The sequence below is a fragment of the Ferdinandcohnia salidurans genome (assembly GCF_042680725.1).
Taxonomy (GTDB): domain Bacteria; phylum Bacillota; class Bacilli; order Bacillales; family Bacillaceae_L; genus Ferdinandcohnia; species Ferdinandcohnia salidurans.
Map to the genome: position 1 here is coordinate 211,757 of NZ_JBHUEK010000007.1, position 19,354 is coordinate 231,110.

A 19,354-nucleotide genomic window follows, 5' to 3' on the forward strand; every position below is an offset into this window, starting at 1 on the left:
TCGAAAATGGGTATTATTTTCGGTATCTTAAGTCAAGCGCTGGTACTTTATTCGTATGCGCTGATCATTTACATTTTAATGTCTTGGTTTCCAAATGCACGTGAATCTGGGATTGGTCAATTTTTAACAAGAATTTGTGAACCATATCTAGAGCCATTCCGCAGATTTATTCCACCACTAGGGATGATAGATATTTCCCCAATTGTTGCAATCCTAGTGCTAAATTTCGCTGGTAGAGGAATTCATGCTTTGCAAAGCATGTTCTAAAAAGGGCCTTGTTTCAAGGTCCCTTTTCTTTATTTTTGTCTAGCTCCAGGCGCCATCGGCTCGAGGTCATAAGCCAATCGCTTCGGAAGGTAAAATGCACCTTCTGTCAGCGCTCGTCTTATGCTTGTCGCCGATAACCAGGCACCTTGCGCTTTTCTATTTTAAACGAGGTATTATACATATGAATCTATATCAACATTTTCGAAAAGAAGAGCATGCGTTTATTGATCAGGTGTTGGAATGGCAACAGACTGTTCTGAATCAGTACAGTCCTAGGTTAACCGACTTTCTTGATCCACGTGAACAAGAAATTGTGAAACAAGTGGTGGGAACCGGTGGAGATGTCCTTGTTCATTTTTCTGGTGGAAAAGAAGGACTTGAACGAAAACGTGCATTATTGTATCCATCTTATTTTGAGCCAACGGAAACAGATTTTAATCTATCCTATTTTGAGGTGAAATATCCTGTTAAGTTTGTTTCTGTTGACCACCGAAAGGTTCTTGGTTCATTAATGTCTCTCGGTCTAAAACGTTCCAAATTTGGTGATATCCTAACACAGGATGAGCGTATTCAAATTGTTGTTGCCGGGGAAGTTGCTGATTACGTCCGAATGAATTTAACATCTGTGGGAAAGGCAACGATTTCTTTATCAGAGATTGCTGCTTCAGAACTCGTATTCGCACATGAAGAATGGACTGAGCAAACAGTCACTGTTTCCTCCTTACGATTAGATGTTATATTGGCATCCATTTTAAATTTGTCTAGGCAAAAAGTGCAAGTCTTAATAGAAAATGGACTTGTAAAAGTGAATTGGAAAAAAGTTGAACAATCTTCCTTTGAATGTAAGGAAGGAGATGTTCTTTCTGTTCGTGGTTACGGAAGAAGTAGACTTCATTCAATTGAAGGGAAAACAAAGAGAGAAAAATGGAGAATCATTGTAGGAAGACAAAAATAATTGTAAATAATGCAGGAATTTCTTCTTTTTTGTCGAATTGTAAAGTATCATTTGTTTGAAGAATGTTTGAAAAACAAACGCATTTATTAATTTTTGGAGGTGGCATTCGTGCCTTTAACGCCATTAGATATTCATAATAAGGAATTTAACAAAGGTTTTCGCGGCTATGATGAGGACGAGGTTAATGAGTTTCTTGATCAAGTTATTAAAGATTATGAAATGGTTATTCGTGAGAAAAAAGAACTTGAGTCAAAACTTTCAGAGCTAAACGAAAAACTAGGTCATTTTACAAATATCGAAGAAACGTTAAATAAATCGATCTTGATTGCGCAAGAAACAGCTGAAGAAGTGAAACGTAATGCTTCAAAGGAAGCAAAGCTTATCATCAAGGAAGCAGAGAAAAATGCAGATCGTATTATTAATGAATCGTTAGCTAAATCTAGAAAGATATCAATCGAAATTGAAGATTTGAAGAAACAGTCAAAAGTATTCAGAAACAGATTTAAAATGTTAGTGGAAGCTCAGTTAGATATGCTTAACAATGATGATTGGGATCATCTCATGGAATACAATGTAGAGCCTGTTTTTGCAGAATCAGAAGAAAACTAGTATTGACACTTGACTCTTTTGATTAATACGCATATAATTTTAAAACAACTAATTACTTTAATATACTAGCAGCTTTGAAAGGGACAGTAGTTCTTGTCAAACTTATATAGCGAGTCGGGGATGGTGGAAGCCCGGTATAAGTGATAAGAATGAAAATCACCCTGGAGTTCGGTGCTGAACATATAAATTGATTCAAAAGAGATTGTCTTTTGAACATTTCTAAGTAAGCATTTCGCGTCTCATTCACGTTACGAATGTCGAGTGGACGAATGGAAATTCGTCTATAAGGGTGGTACCGCGAGAGGCCTTCTCGTCCCTTTTTGGGATGAGAAGGCCTTTTTCTATTCTGATTAAAGGTATCACAAATCATCCATACTGTAACAAGCTGCAAATAATTAGGAACTATTATTAGGAGGAAATGGTAATGGAGTATAAAGACACGTTATTAATGCCAAAAACAGATTTCCCAATGCGTGGAAACCTTCCGAATCGCGAACCACAGATTCAAGAACAATGGGAAGAAATGAATATTTACCAAAAGGTTCAGGAACGTACGAAAGGTCGTCCATTATTCGTTCTTCATGATGGGCCTCCATATGCGAATGGTGACATTCATATGGGGCATGCATTAAATAAAATCATTAAGGATATGATTGTTCGTTTCAAATCAATGAACGGGTATTGCGCCCCATATGTTCCAGGATGGGATACTCACGGACTTCCAATTGAAACAGCTCTTACAAAAAATAAGAAGGTTAATCGGAAAGCAATGAGCGTTGCGGATTTCCGTAAGCTTTGTGAGGAATATGCCTACGAGCAAATCAATAACCAACGCGAACAATTTAAACGTCTAGGGGTTCGTGGTGATTGGGAAAACCCGTATATCACATTAAAACCAGAATACGAAGCACAGCAAATCAAAGTATTTGGTGAAATGGCTAAAAAAGGTTATATCTACAAAGGACTTAAGCCTGTTTATTGGTCTCCTTCATCTGAATCAGCACTAGCAGAAGCGGAAATTGAATATCAAGATAAACGCTCACCTTCTATCTATGTAGCGTTCCCAGTGAAGGATGGTAAAGGCGTATTAGAAGGTGATGAAAAAATCATCATCTGGACAACAACACCATGGACAATTCCAGCAAACCTTGGAATTAGTGTACATCCTGATCTAGAGTACTCTGTTGTTAGTGTTGACAACAACAAATACGTCGTTGCTTCTGCATTATTAGAAGCAGTAACTAAAGAAATCGAATGGGAAAATGTATCTGTTGTGAAAACATTTAAAGGTCGTGAATTAGAAAATGTTGTAGCCAGCCACCCTATCTATGGTCGCGATTCCCTTGTAATGCTTGGTGAACACGTTACAACTGATGCAGGTACTGGATGTGTACATACAGCACCTGGTCACGGGGAAGATGACTTCATCGTTGGACAAAAATATGGCATCGGCGTGCTTTGCCCTGTAGATGAAAAAGGCTATATGACAGCAGAGGCAGAAGGGTTTGAAGGTTTATTCTATGATGAGGCTAACAAACCAATCACTGAAAAATTAAATGAGGTTGGAGCTCTTCTAAAGCTTGCCTTCATTACTCACTCTTATCCACATGACTGGCGTACGAAAAAGCCAACTATCTTTAGAGCTACAGCTCAGTGGTTTGCTTCTATTAAAGATTTTAGAAACGAACTGATGGACGCTGTTAAAGAAACGAAATGGGTTCCAGCTTGGGGTGAAACAAGACTTTATAACATGGTTCGAGATAGAGGAGATTGGTGTATTTCTCGTCAGCGTGCATGGGGAGTCCCAATCCCAGTATTCTATGGTGAAAATGGGGAGCCAATTATCACAGATGAAACCATTAATCATGTCTCTAACCTATTTAGAGAATATGGTTCAAATGTTTGGTTTGAACGTGAACCTAAAGACTTATTGCCAGACGGATTTACACATGAATCAAGTCCAAATGGTATCTTCACGAAGGAAGATGACATTATGGACGTATGGTTTGACTCTGGTTCATCCCATCAGGCAGTCTTATTAGAAAGAGAAGACCTACAACGTCCGGCAGATCTTTACTTAGAAGGTTCTGACCAATATCGTGGTTGGTTTAACTCTTCTCTATCAACGGCTGTAGCTGTAACAGGTAAAGCACCATATAAAGGTGTACTAAGCCATGGTTTTGCCCTTGATGGTGATGGCCGTAAAATGAGTAAGTCATTAGGAAACGTTGTTGTTCCGGAAAAGGTAATGAAGCAATTAGGAGCAGATATTCTACGTCTTTGGGTAGCTTCAGTTGACTATCAGGCAGATGTTCGTGTATCCGACGCAATTCTAAAACAAGTTGCAGAGGTTTACCGAAAAATTAGAAACACATTCCGTTTCTTACTTGGTAATTTAAGTGACTTCAATCCGGAAACAGATGCAATTCCAGTGAATGAATTGCGTGAGGTAGATCGTTATATCCTTGTTAAATTAAACAAATTAATTGATAAGGTAAAAACATCTTATGAAAATTATGAGTTTGCAGGTGTTTATCATTCCGTTCATAATTTCTGTACAATCGAGTTAAGCTCATTCTACCTAGACTTCGCAAAGGACATTTTATATATCGAGGCAGCGGATCAACATGATCGCCGTTCAATCCAAACTGTCTTATATGAAGCTTTATTAAGCTTAACTAAGCTTGTAACACCGATTCTTCCACATACAGCAGATGAAGTATGGAAGCATATCGATTCTGTTAAAGAGGAAAGTGTTCAATTAGTTGATATGCCAAATTCAGTTGAGATTCCAAATGCAGATGCATTGGAAGCAAAATGGGATTCATTCATGGAACTTCGTGATGATGTTCTAAAAGCTTTAGAAACAGCGAGAAATGAGAAAGTTATTGGAAAATCTTTAGCTGCTAGCATTACTTTATATCCAAACAACGAAACAAATGCTCTTCTCGATTCAGTGGAGGAGAACTTAAAGCAGTTGTTTATTGTATCAGGATTTGCGATTGGTGGCTCATATGAAGAAGCTCCAGAAAATGCACAAGTTTTCGATCAAGTAAAAATCGTTGTAGGTGTAGCAGAAGGTGAAACCTGTGATCGTTGTTGGGTCGTAACACCAACAGTTGGTGAAGACTCAGATCACCCAACACTTTGCACACGTTGTGCATCTGTTGTAAAAGAAAATTACCAAAACTAAAATAGGAAAAACGCCATGAATCCATAGGTTCATGGCGTTTTTTTGCAAAAAATTGGTATCTTGAAATATTTCATTAATAGAACTGTAACCCAACAATTTGCTCGTCTGCCGTCAAAAATTTATGAGAATTACGTAGTATGTAATTAGAAAACATTAAAAAACATTTGAAGATAGGAGGATAAAAAGGACCGCGTCGACAAAAACGCCACTTCCTGTGGCATTGTCGACACTAGCACGTCCTGTGCGTTGAAATTTCAAGGCGGCGCAGCTTTGAGTACCGGAGCGAGGCAACTGCTTGGTTAAACATCCTTGCAGCCTTGCGCTGAGGAGTTGACTTCTAGAATATACTAGTAGACGCAAGCGCATATCGGAGTTAATCACCATTTTCTAGGAGTAATGTTCACAGAAATTCGATGCGTCATTTTTATCCTACAGGAAAAACTTGTTGGCTTTAACGAAAACCATTATGGATAATACTATTTCTACTACCTTATAAAGATGATCTTAAGCATTAATCAAAAGCATGATAAGGAGGCGTTCCAATGAACGATCAGTATGCAGAGATTAAAGCGGAATTGGAATTAACAAAGAAAGAACTAATATCCAGGTTAATGAAGTCAGCACAATATGAGGTAAGTCAAGAACTACTTTTTCAGAATGAACAATCTGAGAAAGAGAAAATTGTAATGAATCATATAAAAGAAGACCTAAGCGACGTCGAAAGAGCTTTAAATAAAATTAATTCCGGCACTTTTGGAATTTGCGAAGAGACTGGTGCTGAGATTCCGATTGAGAAACTACGGATACTTCCAACAGCTCGAACTATTTTCGAATTTTCCTTCACTGATCTATATGACAGAAGTAATGTCATACCCCTTCAGCGTAAAAACCATCTTTCTTTAGTGGAGCAAAAGTGAAACCTTTGCTTTTGCTCTGCTTTAATCCCTTAAATAGATTGTACAGACGTCCATTCATATGCTAAAATTCAAAAGTATAGTTTGTATGGATGGGGGCGTATTCGTGTATTATAATTTAATTGCTTTATTTATCATTTTATTAGATCAGGTTACAAAATGGATGATTGTCCGTTTTATGGAGCTTGGAGATTCGATTCAAATCATTCCTAACTTTTTGTATATAACGTCGCATCGAAACCGTGGTGCAGCATGGGGAATACTACAGGGGCAAATGTGGTTTTTCTATATTGTGACCATTATCGTGGTAGTTATGCTGGTTTTATACATACGGAGCCTCAAACCAAATCAGCGCTTGTTTGGCATTGCGCTTTCATTTATGCTCGGAGGTGCAATTGGTAATTTTATTGACCGTATCTTTCGTAAAGAAGTTGTCGATTTTATAGATACATACATTTTTACATATAACTTCCCTATTTTTAATATTGCCGATTCAGCACTAGTAATTGGTGTTGGCTTGATTTTAATTTTAACTATTTTTGAAGGGAAATTAGAAAAGGAGAAAACAAATGAATCAATTCGAACTAACGATTGAGGATCAACAGCAAAATGACCGAATTGATAAAGTCGTTTCAGCCTTTAACTCTGACTGGTCGAGGACACAAGTCCAGTCTTGGATAAAGGATGGGAATATAAAAGTCAACGGGAATAATGTTAAAACCAATTATAAAGTTAATATAGGGGACCATATTCATATTGACATTCCTGAACCGCAAGCTTTGGATGTGGTACCAGAAGAGATGAACTTAGATGTTTATTATGAAGATGCAGATGTTCTCGTAGTCAATAAACCAAAAGGAATGGTCGTACATCCTGCTCCAGGCCATGTTAGTGGAACGTTGGTAAACGGTCTTATGGCTCATTGCAAGGATTTATCAGGAATCAACGGTGTTCTACGCCCAGGGATTGTTCATCGAATCGATAAGGATACTTCAGGCTTATTGATGGTTGCAAAAAATGATGTTGCGCACGAATCCTTAGTGAATCAATTGGTCGAAAAGTCAGTTACTCGTAAATATAAAGCACTAGTCCATGGCGTCATACCGCATGACCAAGGTACAATTGATGCACCCATTGGACGGGATAAAAAGGATCGCCAAAGTATGACTGTTACAGATGAGAACAGTAAAGATGCAGTGACTCATTTTAATGTATTAGAACGATTTAAAGACTTTACATTTGTTGAGTGTCAGTTAGAAACAGGGCGTACCCATCAAATTCGTGTTCATATGAAATATATTGGTTATCCATTAGCGGGTGATCCAAAGTATGGCCCAAAGAAAACATTAGATCTTGGTGGACAAGCTCTACATGCAGGACTATTGGGCTTTGTTCACCCCAGAACGAATGAATATCTTGAATTTGAATCTCCACTTCCTGCTTATTTTGAGGAACTTCTGGAGAAGCTGCGACATTGATTTTGTTCCTTACAAAAAAGGATTGACAAATTTCGATAATGAACGTAGAATGAACTTAATTAAATGAGCCCCTTTAAGATCAGTCCCGTGAGGCTGAGAAGGAAACGGAACTACATTTGGATTATTGTATCCTCATGTATGAGTGTCTATGTCCTTTCACTTACGGTGAGAGGACATTTTTATTTTAAAGAGGGAATCAATGTTAAGTGAGGTGTAACAAATGGCTGAAACTGATAAAGCTGTAGTTTTAGACAATCAAGCAATTCGAAGGGCTTTAACAAGAGTAGCTCACGAAATCATTGAAAAAAACAAAGGAATAGAGAACTGTGTGATTGTTGGGATCAAGACGAGAGGTATTTACTTAGCAAAGCGCATTGCCAGCCGAATTGAACAAATCGAAGGCAAGAAGATTGCAATTGGTGAATTAGATATTACCTTGTACCGTGATGACTTAACAACAAAAACAGAGGATCGCGAACCAATTGTAAATGGCTCCGATATACCAGTTGACATTACGAATAAAAAAGTCATTCTTGTTGATGACGTGTTATACACAGGTAGAACAGTGAGAGCGGCACTCGATGCCCTCATCGACATTGGTCGGCCAGCACAAATTCAGTTAGCTGTTTTAATTGACAGAGGTCATCGAGAGTTCCCAATACGGGCAGATTATGTTGGAAAAAATATTCCAACTTCTAACTCGGAAAAAATTGTGGTTGAACTAGAAGAAATAGACAATTTAGATCAAGTAACGATTCATAAAAAATAAATAAAGTACCCTTTAAATGTAGTCCAGAGAGGCTAACAAAGGGGTAAACATTCCTTCTCAAAAGATAGGGATTTGTATACCTCTTTGTGTAAAAAACACAAAGATTTTTTTGTTTTGGGTATCTTAAAATGAGGGGGAAATTCAAAAATGAGTAATGATAACCAAAAGATTGTATTAGGGATAAAAGATAAACCATCTCCAGGACTATTCGCAATACTGAGCCTGCAGCATTTATTTGCCATGTTCGGTGCAACTATCCTTGTACCGTATTTAGTAGGAATTAGTCCTGGGGTAGCTCTCATCTCAAGTGGGTTAGGTACACTAGCATTTTTACTTATAACAAAGGGTCAGGTTCCAGCATACTTAGGATCATCCTTTGCTTTCATTATCCCACTTCAATCAGCAATAGCTGCTGACGGTCCTGGTGCTGCTATGATGGCAAGCTTACTTGCTGGGCTTGTATATGGGATGGTAGCCTTGTTAATAAAAGCAACAGGACATAAATGGCTTGTGAAGATTTTACCACCTGTTGTTGTTGGACCAGTTATTATCGTAATAGGTCTTAGCCTAGCTGGTACAGCAGTTGGAATGGCAATGAATGATGCTAGCGGAGCATATAGTCTACAGCATTTTTCAGTAGCATTAGTTACACTAGCAATCGTGATTATAGCAACCATCTTTTTTAAAGGCTTCTTAAACCTAATCCCGGTCTTAATCGGGATTATCGGTGGATACGTATACGCATTATCAATCGGATTAGTGGATTTTACTGCAGTAAAAGAAGCAAAGTGGTTTGAAATGCCAGACTTTATTATTCCGTTTGTTTCATACACACCGCAGTTTTCATTAGATATGATTGCATTAATCGTTCCAGTAGCGGTAGTTACCTTATCAGAGCATATCGGACATCAAATGGTCTTAAGTAAGGTTGTACAAAAAGATTTAATTAAACAACCTGGATTACATCGCTCAATTATGGGTGATGGAGTAGCAACGATGATTGCTTCACTACTTGGTGGTCCACCAAATACAACATACGGAGAAAACATTGGCGTTTTAGCCATCACTCGGATCTTTAGTGTATATGTAATCGGCGGTGCAGCTGTTGTGGCGATTGTCTTTGGTTTCATTGGCAAAATCAACGCCTTAATTAGTACGATTCCAACACCAGTTATGGGTGGGGTATCCATTCTCTTATTCGGAATTATCGCTTCATCTGGTTTACGGATGTTAGTAGATAGCAAAGTTGATCTTGGCGATAATCGTAACTTGGTGATTTCATCAGTTATCCTTGTCATCGGAATCGGCGGAGCATTCATCCGCGTACTTGGCTTTGAAGTTCACGGCATGGCATTAGCCGCAATCATAGGTGTTTTACTTAACCTAATCCTTCCTGGCGGAGTAGTTCCGGAAGACGAAGATATATATGAGACTCATCTTGAGGATGATAACTCTGTTGCATAATGATTCACCTTTTAAAATAACCCAGAGAGGTTATTAAGGGTGTAAGGTTTTTGCGAAAAGGGTATTGGCTTTCTAATACCCTTTTTCAAACAAAACCTTGTTTTACACCCTTACCAATAAAGGTAAGGGTGTTTTTTTATAAGAATTGGAGGAGAGAAAATGAATCATTTACTTACGATGACCGAGTTAAGCATTGAGGATATTGACCGAATTCTATTTGATGCAAGCCTGTTTGCCGAAGGAAACAAATGGAAGCTAGAAAAACAAACATTTGTTGCAAATCTTTTCTTCGAACCAAGTACACGTACACGCTTTAGTTTTGAAGTAGCCGAGAAAAGATTAGGTGCAGACATCCTGCAGTTAGATGAAATGACTTCAAGTGTTCAAAAGGGAGAAAGTCTATATGACACAGTTAAAACCCTTCAATCAATCGGGGCAAATGCAGTCGTGATTCGTCATCCAAAGGATGAGTATTTTAAGGAATTAATAAATGGCATCCATATTCCAATCATTAATGCAGGTGACGGATGTGGTCATCATCCTACACAATCTCTCCTTGATTTATTAACCATTAAACAAGAGTTTGCTAGATTCCAAGATTTAAATGTGTTAATCGTTGGCGATATTCGTCATAGTCGGGTTGCAAGATCCAATGCCGAAGTCTTAACGAGATTAGGCGCAAATGTTCGCTTTTCAGCTCCATTAGAATGGCAAGATGATACAAATCCTAATGGTGAATATGTAGACCTTGATAAAGGCATTAGAGAAGCAGATGTCGTCATGTTGCTGCGTATTCAACATGAGCGCCATGAGTCATCGATGGGCTTAACGAAAGAAGAATACCATGAACAATATGGTTTAACGATTATGCGAAGCAAAAACATGAAAAAGGGTAGCATTATTATGCATCCAGCTCCCATCAATCGTGGAGTTGAAATAGCAAGTGAATTAGTAGAAGCACAAAACTCAAGAATTTTTAAACAGATGGAAAATGGTGTATTCGTAAGAATGGCCGTACTTAAAAGAGTGTTACAACAGGTTGAAGGAGGAATTTTAATATGAGCACATTATTAAAAAATGCAAAAATTTTAAACGAACAAGGTGAATTAGTAAGTGCAGATATCAAAATCACGAATGACTTGATTGAAGCGATGGGTACAAACCTTGATCCAACAAATTGTGAAGTAATTGATGTAGAAGGAATGTTTGTATCAGCAGGTTTTGTTGATGTCCATGTCCACCTTCGTGAACCAGGAGGCGAACATAAAGAAACAATTGAAACAGGAAGTCTTTCGGCAGCAAAAGGTGGATTCACAACAATTGCAGCAATGCCTAACACAAGACCAGTTCCAGATTCAGTTGAACAAATGAATTGGCTGCAGGCAAGAATCCAGGATACGGCTCATGTGAATGTTCTTCCATATGCGGCTATCACCATTCGTGAGCTTGGTCAAGAACTTACGGATATGAATGGATTAAAGGAAGCAGGAGCATTTGCATTCACAGATGACGGCGTTGGAATTCAATCTGCTGGGATGATGCTTGAAGCCATGAAGCAAGCGGCCGCGATTGATATGCCAATTGTAGCCCATTGTGAGGAAAATACGTTAATCAATAAAGGTTCTGTACATGAGGGTGAATTTTCGAAGAAACATGGAATCAATGGAATTCCTTCTGTGTGCGAATCCGTACATATTGCAAGGGATGTTTTATTAGCTGAAGCAGCTGGCTGTCACTACCATGTATGTCATGTAAGTACAAAGGAATCAGTCCGTGTCATCAGAGATGCAAAACGTGCTGGTATCCATGTAACAGCTGAGGTTACACCACATCATTTATTACTATGTGATGAAGACATCCCTAGCCTCGACACAAATTATAAAATGAATCCTCCATTACGTGGAAGAGAGGATTTGGAGGCCCTTATTGAAGGACTCTTTGATGGAACAATCGATTTTATCGCTACAGATCATGCACCACATGCAAGTGAGGAAAAAGCACAGGGAATGGCTCTAGCGCCATTTGGCATCGTTGGTTTAGAGACAGCATTCCCACTTCTTTATACACATTTTGTTGAAACCAACAGAATGACATTAAAGCAATTAGTAAACTTCTTAACCAATAAACCAGCCAGTACATTTAAATTACCATTTGGAACATTAGAAATTGGTAAGAATGCTGACTTAACTGTAATTGATTTAAACGCTACAGAAACAATTGATCCAGAAAGCTTTGTTTCAAAAGGAAAAAACACACCATTTACTGGCTGGGAATGTAAAGGATGGCCGGTCATGACACTTGTAAATGGCAACATTGTATGGCAGAAAGGAAGTGTTCTAGTATGAAGCGACAGCTTATTTTAGAAGATGGAACCATTTTTGTTGGTGAAGGATTCGGAAGTGAGATTGAGAAGTTTGGTGAGGTTGTTTTTAATACTGGAATGACAGGTTATCAAGAAATTTTATCGGACCCATCGTATTGTGGCCAAATCGTAACATTAACCTATCCCTTAATTGGAAACTACGGTGTTAATAGAGATGATTTTGAATCAATCAACCCAGCTATAAGTGGTTTTATTGTGAATGAAGTGTGTGACCAACCATCAAATTTTAGAAGTCAATTTAATTTAGACGAGTATTTTAAGTCAAAAAGTATTCCAGGACTTTCTGGAATTGATACAAGAAAGCTTACAAGAATTATCCGTCAATATTGGACATTAAAAGGTGCTATTTGTGGAATGGATGTCAATGTAAGTGAAGTGATGAACCAACTTGGTGGTCGCACTTTACCCACTGACCAAGTAAAACAGGTTTCTACAAAAGGTTCTTATCCAAGCCCAGGTAGAGGACATCGTGTTGTTTTAGTCGATTTTGGCATGAAACATGGAATTTTACGCGAACTAAATCACCGTGACTGTGATGTAATTGTCGTCCCTTACAATGTAACAGCCGAAGAAATTCTTCGACTAAAACCTGACGGAATCATGCTAAGTAATGGGCCTGGGAATCCAAAAGATGTACCTGAAGCTATTGAAATGATTAACGGTGTTTTAGGGAAGGTTCCTTTATTTGGAATTTGCTTAGGTCATCAATTATTTGCTTTAGCAGGTGGTGCCGATACTGAAAAAATGAAATTTGGACATAGAGGATCGAACCATCCGGTTAAACACCTAAAATCCGGAAAGGTTGCTATTACCTCTCAAAACCATGGCTATACAGTTAATGAAAAGTCTTTAGCTTCTACTAAACTGGAAGTAACACATATAGCACTTAATGATGGATCAGTAGAAGGACTGCGCCATTTAGATTATCCAGCATTCACTGTTCAGTATCATCCGGAGGCCTCACCTGGACCTGAGGATGCAAATAGCTTATTTAACGACTTTTTACAGATGATTGAAAACTTCAAGAAAGAAGGCGAAGAGCTATGCCAAAACGCTTAGATATTAACACTATTCTAGTAATCGGATCAGGTCCAATCGTTATTGGGCAAGCAGCAGAATTTGATTATGCAGGGACTCAGGCCTGCTTAGCATTACGAGAAGAAGGCTATAAGGTAATCTTGGTTAACTCAAATCCTGCAACAATTATGACAGATGTTGAAATTGCAGATAAAGTTTATATAGAACCCATTACATTAGAATTTGTCAGCAAAATTATTCGTAAAGAAAGACCGGATGCAATCCTGCCAACACTAGGTGGCCAAACCGGCTTAAATATGGCTGTAGAACTTTCAAAATCTGGCGTTCTTGAAGAATGTAATGTCGAGATTCTAGGGACAACTCTTTCAGCGATTGAAAAAGCCGAAGATCGTGATTTATTTCGAACCTTAATGAACGAACTGAACGAGCCTGTGCCAGAAAGTGAAATTATCCATAACCTGGACGAAGCATACGGATTTATTGAAAAAGTAGGATACCCCGTAATTGTTAGACCAGCCTTCACCTTAGGAGGTACTGGTGGTGGAATTTGTAACAATGAAGAAGAATTGATTGAAATTGTTACAAGCGGATTGAAAAATAGTCCTGTAACCCAATGTCTACTAGAAAAGAGTATTGCAGGGTTTAAAGAAATTGAATACGAAGTAATGCGCGATTCTGCAGATACTGCAATTGTCGTTTGTAACATGGAAAACGTAGACCCAGTTGGAATTCACACTGGTGATTCAATTGTTGTTGCACCGAGCCAAACATTAAGTGACCGAGAATATCAACTATTACGAAATACATCTTTAAAAATCATCCGCGCACTTGGGATTGAAGGTGGATGTAATGTACAGTTAGCACTTGATCCGTATAGTTTCAATTACTATATTATCGAGGTAAATCCACGTGTGAGTCGTTCATCAGCGTTAGCATCTAAGGCGACGGGGTATCCAATTGCCAAACTTGCAGCAAAAATTGCAGTAGGTTTAACGCTTGATGAGATGATAAACCCTGTGACAGGAAAAACATATGCAGCCTTTGAACCGGCACTTGACTATATCGTTACAAAAATCCCCCGCTTTCCATTTGATAAGTTCGAGTCTGCAAACCGCCGACTTGGAACGCAAATGAAAGCCACTGGTGAAGTCATGGCGATTGGACGTAATTTTGAGGAATCCATACTTAAAGCAGTTCGATCCCTCGAGTCAAATGTTTCTCATATTCAATTAGAGGATGCAACAAATGCAGATCTTGCCACAATTGAAAAGAGGATTAGGAAAGCAGGAGATGAGCGTCTATTCTATCTTGCGGAGGCGATTAGACGTGGCATCACCATCCAACAAATTCATGAGTGGAGTGAAATTGATTTATTCTTCCTCCAAAAATTTGAAAATATAATCACGCTCGAAAACACAATACGGGAAAACAAAGGTGATTTAGAAACATTGACGGTGGCAAAAAAGAAAGGATTTGCTGACTCCATCATCGCGGAGTTATGGAATCGGGCAGAAATTGAAATTTATGAAACTCGTAAACAAGCAGGAATAGTTCCAGTATATAAAATAGTCGATACATGTGCAGCTGAATTTGAATCAGAAACACCTTATTATTATGGAACATATGCGGATGAAAATGAATCAATTGTAACGGATAAGAAGAGTGTTATCGTTCTAGGTTCAGGTCCAATCCGCATCGGGCAGGGTGTTGAGTTCGATTATGCAACCGTTCATTCTGTTTGGGCGATAAAACAAGCAGGCTATGAAGCAATCATTATTAACAATAACCCTGAAACAGTGTCAACTGACTTCAGTATTTCAGATAAGCTATACTTTGAGCCATTAACTATTGAGGATGTTATGCATATCATTGACCTTGAACAGCCTGAAGGTGTAGTTGTACAGTTTGGTGGTCAAACAGCTATCAATCTAGCAAGTTCTTTAGTTGAGCGCGGAGTGAAAATTTTGGGTACGTCTTTAGAGGATTTAGACCGTGCAGAAAATAGAGATAAATTTGAGCAAACGGTTATTTCACTTGGCATACCACAACCTAAAGGGAAAACTGCAACCTCGGTTGACGAAGCAGTTGTCATTGCGGAAGCGATCGGTTATCCAGTGCTTGTGAGACCTTCATATGTATTAGGTGGAAGAGCCATGGAGATCGTTTATCAAACAGAAGAACTTCTTCATTATATGGAAAATGCAGTGAAGATTAACCCGGAACATCCAGTCCTAATCGACCGCTATTTAACTGGTAAGGAAATTGAAGTAGATGCCATTTCTGATGGAGAAACAGTATATATTCCGGGGATAATGGAACATATCGAACGTGCTGGAGTACACTCGGGTGACTCGATTGCCGTATATCCACCACAAACTTTATCAGACCATGTAAGACAACAAATCATTGACCATACGATTGCACTTGCAAAAGGATTAAATATTATCGGTCTATTAAACATTCAATTTGTGGTTTATAACGAAGAAGTCTTTGTTATCGAAGTAAACCCAAGATCAAGCCGTACAGTCCCATTCTTAAGTAAAATAACTGGCGTACCTATGGCAAATATCGCGACTAAGGTAATACTTGGACAATCATTACCATCACAAGGGTTTACAACAGGATTACACCCGGAAATTGAAGGAGTTTATGTAAAAGTCCCAGTCTTCTCGTTTGCAAAACTTCGCAATGTGGACATTTCGCTTGGACCAGAGATGAAATCAACTGGTGAAGTAATGGGAAAAGACTATACGCTAGAAAAAGCATTATATAAAGGCCTAGTTGCATCCGGAATCACGATTCCTAAATATGGATCTGTGTTATTAACAGTAGCTGATAAAGACAAGGAAGAAGCGCTTGAAATTGCAAAACGATTCCACACAATTGGGTATCAACTTTTAGCAACAAGTGGAACTGCTAGCTACTTACAAAAAGCAAACATTCCTGTTACGGTCGTTAATAAAATTGGTGCAGAGGCTCCAAATTTAATTGATGTCATTCGTCAAGGAAAAGCTCAATTTGTTATTAACACATTAACAAAAGGAAAACAGCCTGCTAGAGATGGCTTTAGAATCCGCCGTGAAACAGTTGAGAATGGAGTTGCATGTTTAACTTCACTAGATACAGCTAAAGCAATCGTGAAGGTTCTAGAATCCATGACATTCTCAAGTGAAGTGATGGGTTCCCACGTGCAAAAGCGTGAGGTGGTACATTCATGATTAAAAAGGAACAAATGAAAATTGTGAGTCACACTCAAATCGCAGAGGATATTTTTGAACTAACATTAGCAGGGGATTTGGTTCAGGCAATGAACGATCCAGGACAATTTGTCCATGTAAAAGTCAGTGATGGAATTGACCCGTTGCTAAGAAGACCCATTAGTATTGCAAATATTAATCAAGAAAAGCAAGAATGCACACTGATTTACCGAAAGGAAGGACTCGGCACACGAGTCCTTTCTGAAAAAAACATCGATCAATCAGTCGATGTGTTAGGTCCACTTGGAAACGGCTTTCCTGTTGATGAAGTAGGTATTGGTGAAACTGCCCTGCTTGTCGGTGGAGGAATTGGAGTTCCGCCACTTTACGAATTATCGAAGCGTCTGGTTGCAAAAGGTGTTAAAGTGATTCACGTCCTTGGATTCCAATCAAAATCTGCTGTGTTTTATGAAGAGAAATTTAGTGGATTAGGTGAAACTTATATCGCAACAGTGGATGGAACACTTGGAACGAAAGGATTTGTAACAGATGTCATCTCAAATAACGGTATAACATTTGACACACTTTATTCCTGTGGTCCAACACCAATGCTAAAGGCACTTGAAGTGGCCTTTCCTGATCGAAATGCTTATATCTCTTTAGAAGAAAGAATGGGCTGTGGAATTGGTGCATGTTTTGCATGTGTATGTCATCTTCAAGATGATCCAGACGGTTATACCTATAAAAAAGTATGCAGTGATGGGCCAGTATTTAAGGTTGGAGAGGTGGTACTATGAACAGACTTCAAGTTGAACTACCAGGTTTATCACTAAAAAACCCCATCATGCCAGCATCCGGTTGCTTTGGATTCGGAAAAGAATACTCGAAGTTTTACGATTTGAGTACATTAGGCGCGATTATGATTAAAGCAACAACTGTAGAACCAAGATTCGGAAACCCAACTCCACGTGTAGCAGAGACAAGTGCAGGGATGTTAAATGCAATTGGATTACAAAATCCAGGACTTGAGAAAGTCATGGCTGAAGAGCTTCCGTGGCTTGATCAATATGATGTACCAATTATTGCGAATGTTGCCGGTTCACAAATTGAAGATTATGTTGAGGTAGCAAGGGAAATCTCGAAAGCATCAAACGTTCATGCACTAGAATTAAATATTTCATGTCCAAATGTAAAAACGGGTGGAATTGCTTTTGGTACGATTCCTGAGGTGGCTGCAGAGCTTACGAAATATGTAAAAGAAGCATCAAGTGTTCCAGTATACGTTAAATTATCACCGAATGTTTCAAACATCGTTGAAATGGCAAAAGCAATCGAAGAAGCGGGTGCAGATGGTTTAACAATGATTAATACATTAATCGGAATGCGGATTGATCTTAAAACAGGAAACCCAATTTTAGCAAATAAAACAGGGGGCCTATCAGGTCCAGCCATTAAACCTGTTGCCATCCGAATGATTCATGAAGTGAGTCAGGCAGTGTCGATACCGATTATCGGAATGGGTGGCGTTCAATCAGCTGAAGATGTTCTTGAATATTTTTATGCTGGTGCAAGTGCTGTAGCAGTTGGGACTGCCAATTTTGTGGACCCATATGTGTGCCCGACAATTATTGAAGATCTTCCAAGATTACTAGATAAATATGGTTTTGAGCATATCTCGGAATGTCAGGGAAGGAGCTGGAAGTAATGCAACGACCGTTAATTATTGCTCTCGATTTTCCCAATTTACCATCTGCGAAAGACTTTCTAAAGGATTTTGGGGAAGAGCCACTATTTGTGAAAGTTGGAATGGAGTTATATTATCAAGAAGGACCAGCTGTCATTCACTTTTTAAAAGAACAAGGTCATTCTATTTTCCTAGATTTGAAACTTCATGATATTCCGAATACCGTATATTCTAGCATGAAGCGTCTGGCGGGTCTTGGTGTTGACTTAGTCAATGTCCATGCTGCTGGAGGGCGCGGAATGATGGTCGCAGCCCGCGAAGGACTTGAAGCAGGAACTACAATGGGGCAGTCAAGACCTAAGTGTATTGCCGTCACACAGCTTACGAGTACAACTGAAGAAGTGATGAGAAACGAATTACTAATCGAACGTGATTTGTTAGATGTGGTTGCCCTGTATTCAACTATGACAAAGGATAGTGGCTTAGATGGTGTCGTATGTTCCTCTCTTGAAGTTCCGGTAATCAATAGAAAGCTAGGAACCGAATTTATGACAGTTACGCCTGGAATTCGGCAAGCTAGTGATGAAGTAGGAGATCAAGCCCGAGTTGTAACACCTGAAAAAGCAAGAGAATTAGGATCAACTGCAATTGTCGTTGGTCGATCCATCACACGAGCGAAGAACCCATTACAAACATATAAACAAATGAAAGCAGCATGGGAAGGGGTAGGAGTATGAATAAAGAAATAGCAGCACATTTATTAGAAATCGGGGCCGTATTTTTACAACCAAATGAGCCATTCACATGGTCTTCAGGTTTAAAATCTCCTATTTATTGTGATAATCGAATGACTCTTTCTTTCCCACAGGTTCGCAAGGAAATTGCAAAGGGATTATCTGAATTAATTAAGATTCATTATCCTGAGGTGGAAGTAATAGCTGGAACTGCAACTGCTGGGATTCCTCATGCAGCATGGGTAAGTGATGTATTAAATAGCCCAATGTGCTATGTACGCAGCAAAGCAAAAGCACATGGCAAAGGTAATCAAATTGAGGGCAAAGTGGTTAAAGGACAAAAAGTTGTCGTTATAGAAGACCTTATTTCAACGGGGGGCAGTGCTATTACAGCAGCTGAAGCACTTCGTGAAGCAGGGTGTGAAGTACTAGGTATTGTTGCAATCTTCTCGTATCAACTTCCAGCAGCAACAGCTAGCTTAGAAGCAGCAAATATTTCAGCTCACACCTTAACCGATTATCCAACCTTAATTAATGTTGCGCTTGAAAAAAAAGTCGTGTCTGAAAACGATATTGAAAGTCTGAAGAGTTGGAGAGAAAATCCAGTTGACTGGTATACAACTAAAGCATAATAAACAAGCCCTAGGAATCAAGTGATCCTAGGGCTTG

17 protein-coding genes and 1 other annotated feature are annotated in these 19,354 nt (G+C 38.8%); all 17 genes read left to right on the forward strand.

The window, feature by feature from the left end; genetic code table 11:
• Positions 1–6 precede the first annotated feature (6 nt).
• Positions 7–267, forward strand: coding sequence for a YggT family protein (locus ACFSFW_RS03995; protein WP_099352351.1), 261 nt, complete (start codon positions 7–9; stop codon positions 265–267).
• A gap of 181 nt (positions 268–448) precedes the next feature.
• Complete coding sequence (locus ACFSFW_RS04000; protein ID WP_304215773.1) at positions 449–1,222, forward strand: YlmH family RNA-binding protein; 774 nt, start codon at positions 449–451, stop codon at positions 1,220–1,222.
• Positions 1,223–1,330: 108 nt separating this feature from the next.
• Positions 1,331–1,831, forward strand: a complete 501-nt coding sequence (locus ACFSFW_RS04005; RefSeq protein ID WP_121446512.1) for a DivIVA domain-containing protein — start codon at positions 1,331–1,333, stop codon at positions 1,829–1,831.
• Between the two features lie 65 nt (positions 1,832–1,896).
• Positions 1,897–2,152 (forward strand) — a binding site (T-box leader).
• Between the two features lie 103 nt (positions 2,153–2,255).
• Positions 2,256–5,024: an isoleucine--tRNA ligase gene (ileS, locus tag ACFSFW_RS04010; protein WP_388035413.1), complete on the forward strand. Its 2,769-nt coding sequence runs from the start codon at positions 2,256–2,258 to the stop codon at positions 5,022–5,024.
• Between the two features lie 542 nt (positions 5,025–5,566).
• Positions 5,567–5,941, forward strand: a complete 375-nt coding sequence (locus ACFSFW_RS04015; protein ID WP_304215770.1) for a TraR/DksA C4-type zinc finger protein — start codon at positions 5,567–5,569, stop codon at positions 5,939–5,941.
• Between the two features lie 103 nt (positions 5,942–6,044).
• Entirely contained in the window at positions 6,045–6,533 is a 489-nt protein-coding gene (gene lspA / locus ACFSFW_RS04020; RefSeq protein WP_388035416.1) for a signal peptidase II, read from the forward strand.
• A complete protein-coding gene (locus tag ACFSFW_RS04025; RefSeq protein ID WP_304215766.1) occupies positions 6,508–7,416 on the forward strand; it encodes an RluA family pseudouridine synthase in 909 nt (302 codons plus the stop codon). Before lspA ends, ACFSFW_RS04025 begins: the two co-directional genes overlap by 26 nt.
• Positions 7,417–7,636: 220 nt before the next feature.
• Positions 7,637–8,185 carry a bifunctional pyr operon transcriptional regulator/uracil phosphoribosyltransferase PyrR gene (pyrR, locus tag ACFSFW_RS04030; RefSeq protein ID WP_121446517.1) on the forward strand — a complete coding sequence of 183 codons (549 nt, stop codon included), beginning with the start codon at positions 7,637–7,639 and terminating at the stop codon, positions 8,183–8,185.
• A 147-nt stretch (positions 8,186–8,332) separates the two neighbouring features.
• Positions 8,333–9,649 (forward strand): solute carrier family 23 protein, encoded by a 1,317-nt coding sequence (locus ACFSFW_RS04035; RefSeq protein ID WP_388035419.1) that lies wholly within the window; start codon positions 8,333–8,335, stop codon positions 9,647–9,649.
• Positions 9,650–9,808: 159 nt separating this feature from the next.
• A complete protein-coding gene (locus ACFSFW_RS04040; protein ID WP_304215758.1) occupies positions 9,809–10,711 on the forward strand; it encodes an aspartate carbamoyltransferase catalytic subunit in 903 nt (300 codons plus the stop codon).
• The gene (pyrC, locus tag ACFSFW_RS04045; protein ID WP_388035421.1) at positions 10,708–11,994 is read left to right on the forward strand and encodes a dihydroorotase; all 1,287 of its coding nucleotides are present in this window, start codon (positions 10,708–10,710) and stop codon (positions 11,992–11,994) included. Before ACFSFW_RS04040 ends, pyrC begins: the two co-directional genes overlap by 4 nt.
• On the forward strand, positions 11,991–13,091 hold the full coding sequence (locus ACFSFW_RS04050) for a carbamoyl phosphate synthase small subunit (protein ID WP_388035424.1): 1,101 nt from the start codon (positions 11,991–11,993) through the stop codon (positions 13,089–13,091). Before pyrC ends, ACFSFW_RS04050 begins: the two co-directional genes overlap by 4 nt.
• Complete coding sequence (gene carB, locus ACFSFW_RS04055; RefSeq protein ID WP_388035426.1) at positions 13,076–16,288, forward strand: carbamoyl-phosphate synthase large subunit; 3,213 nt, start codon at positions 13,076–13,078, stop codon at positions 16,286–16,288. The genes ACFSFW_RS04050 and carB overlap by 16 nt, the downstream gene beginning before the upstream one ends.
• On the forward strand, positions 16,285–17,064 hold the full coding sequence (locus ACFSFW_RS04060; RefSeq protein WP_388035429.1) for a dihydroorotate dehydrogenase electron transfer subunit: 780 nt from the start codon (positions 16,285–16,287) through the stop codon (positions 17,062–17,064). Before carB ends, ACFSFW_RS04060 begins: the two co-directional genes overlap by 4 nt.
• Positions 17,061–17,972: a dihydroorotate dehydrogenase gene (locus ACFSFW_RS04065; RefSeq protein ID WP_304215749.1), complete on the forward strand. Its 912-nt coding sequence runs from the start codon at positions 17,061–17,063 to the stop codon at positions 17,970–17,972. Before ACFSFW_RS04060 ends, ACFSFW_RS04065 begins: the two co-directional genes overlap by 4 nt.
• A complete protein-coding gene (gene pyrF, locus ACFSFW_RS04070) occupies positions 17,972–18,688 on the forward strand; it encodes an orotidine-5'-phosphate decarboxylase (RefSeq protein ID WP_388035433.1) in 717 nt (238 codons plus the stop codon). The genes ACFSFW_RS04065 and pyrF overlap by 1 nt, the downstream gene beginning before the upstream one ends.
• On the forward strand, positions 18,685–19,317 hold the full coding sequence (gene pyrE, locus ACFSFW_RS04075) for an orotate phosphoribosyltransferase (protein ID WP_388035436.1): 633 nt from the start codon (positions 18,685–18,687) through the stop codon (positions 19,315–19,317). The genes pyrF and pyrE overlap by 4 nt, the downstream gene beginning before the upstream one ends.
• The last annotated feature ends 37 nt before the right edge of the window (positions 19,318–19,354 follow it).

Excerpts from the sequence above, each read along its gene's own strand:
- ACFSFW_RS04015 (WP_304215770.1), top strand. The coding sequence starts at position 5,567 with ATGAACGATCAGTATGCAGAGATTAAAGCGGAATTGGAATTAACAAAG.
- ACFSFW_RS04025 (WP_304215766.1), top strand. The coding sequence starts at position 6,508 with ATGAATCAATTCGAACTAACGATTGAGGATCAACAGCAAAATGACCGA.
- carB (WP_388035426.1), top strand. The coding sequence starts at position 13,076 with ATGCCAAAACGCTTAGATATTAACACTATTCTAGTAATCGGATCAGGT.
- pyrC (WP_388035421.1), top strand. The coding sequence starts at position 10,708 with ATGAGCACATTATTAAAAAATGCAAAAATTTTAAACGAACAAGGTGAA.
- ACFSFW_RS03995 (WP_099352351.1), top strand. The coding sequence starts at position 7 with ATGGGTATTATTTTCGGTATCTTAAGTCAAGCGCTGGTACTTTATTCG.
- pyrR (WP_121446517.1), top strand. The coding sequence starts at position 7,637 with ATGGCTGAAACTGATAAAGCTGTAGTTTTAGACAATCAAGCAATTCGA.
- ileS (WP_388035413.1), top strand. The coding sequence starts at position 2,256 with ATGGAGTATAAAGACACGTTATTAATGCCAAAAACAGATTTCCCAATG.
- ACFSFW_RS04060 (WP_388035429.1), top strand. The coding sequence starts at position 16,285 with ATGATTAAAAAGGAACAAATGAAAATTGTGAGTCACACTCAAATCGCA.
- ACFSFW_RS04065 (WP_304215749.1), top strand. The coding sequence starts at position 17,061 with ATGAACAGACTTCAAGTTGAACTACCAGGTTTATCACTAAAAAACCCC.
- ACFSFW_RS04035 (WP_388035419.1), top strand. The coding sequence starts at position 8,333 with ATGAGTAATGATAACCAAAAGATTGTATTAGGGATAAAAGATAAACCA.
- ACFSFW_RS04000 (WP_304215773.1), top strand. The coding sequence starts at position 449 with ATGAATCTATATCAACATTTTCGAAAAGAAGAGCATGCGTTTATTGAT.
- ACFSFW_RS04050 (WP_388035424.1), top strand. The coding sequence starts at position 11,991 with ATGAAGCGACAGCTTATTTTAGAAGATGGAACCATTTTTGTTGGTGAA.
- ACFSFW_RS04040 (WP_304215758.1), top strand. The coding sequence starts at position 9,809 with ATGAATCATTTACTTACGATGACCGAGTTAAGCATTGAGGATATTGAC.
- pyrE (WP_388035436.1), top strand. The coding sequence starts at position 18,685 with ATGAATAAAGAAATAGCAGCACATTTATTAGAAATCGGGGCCGTATTT.
- pyrF (WP_388035433.1), top strand. The coding sequence starts at position 17,972 with ATGCAACGACCGTTAATTATTGCTCTCGATTTTCCCAATTTACCATCT.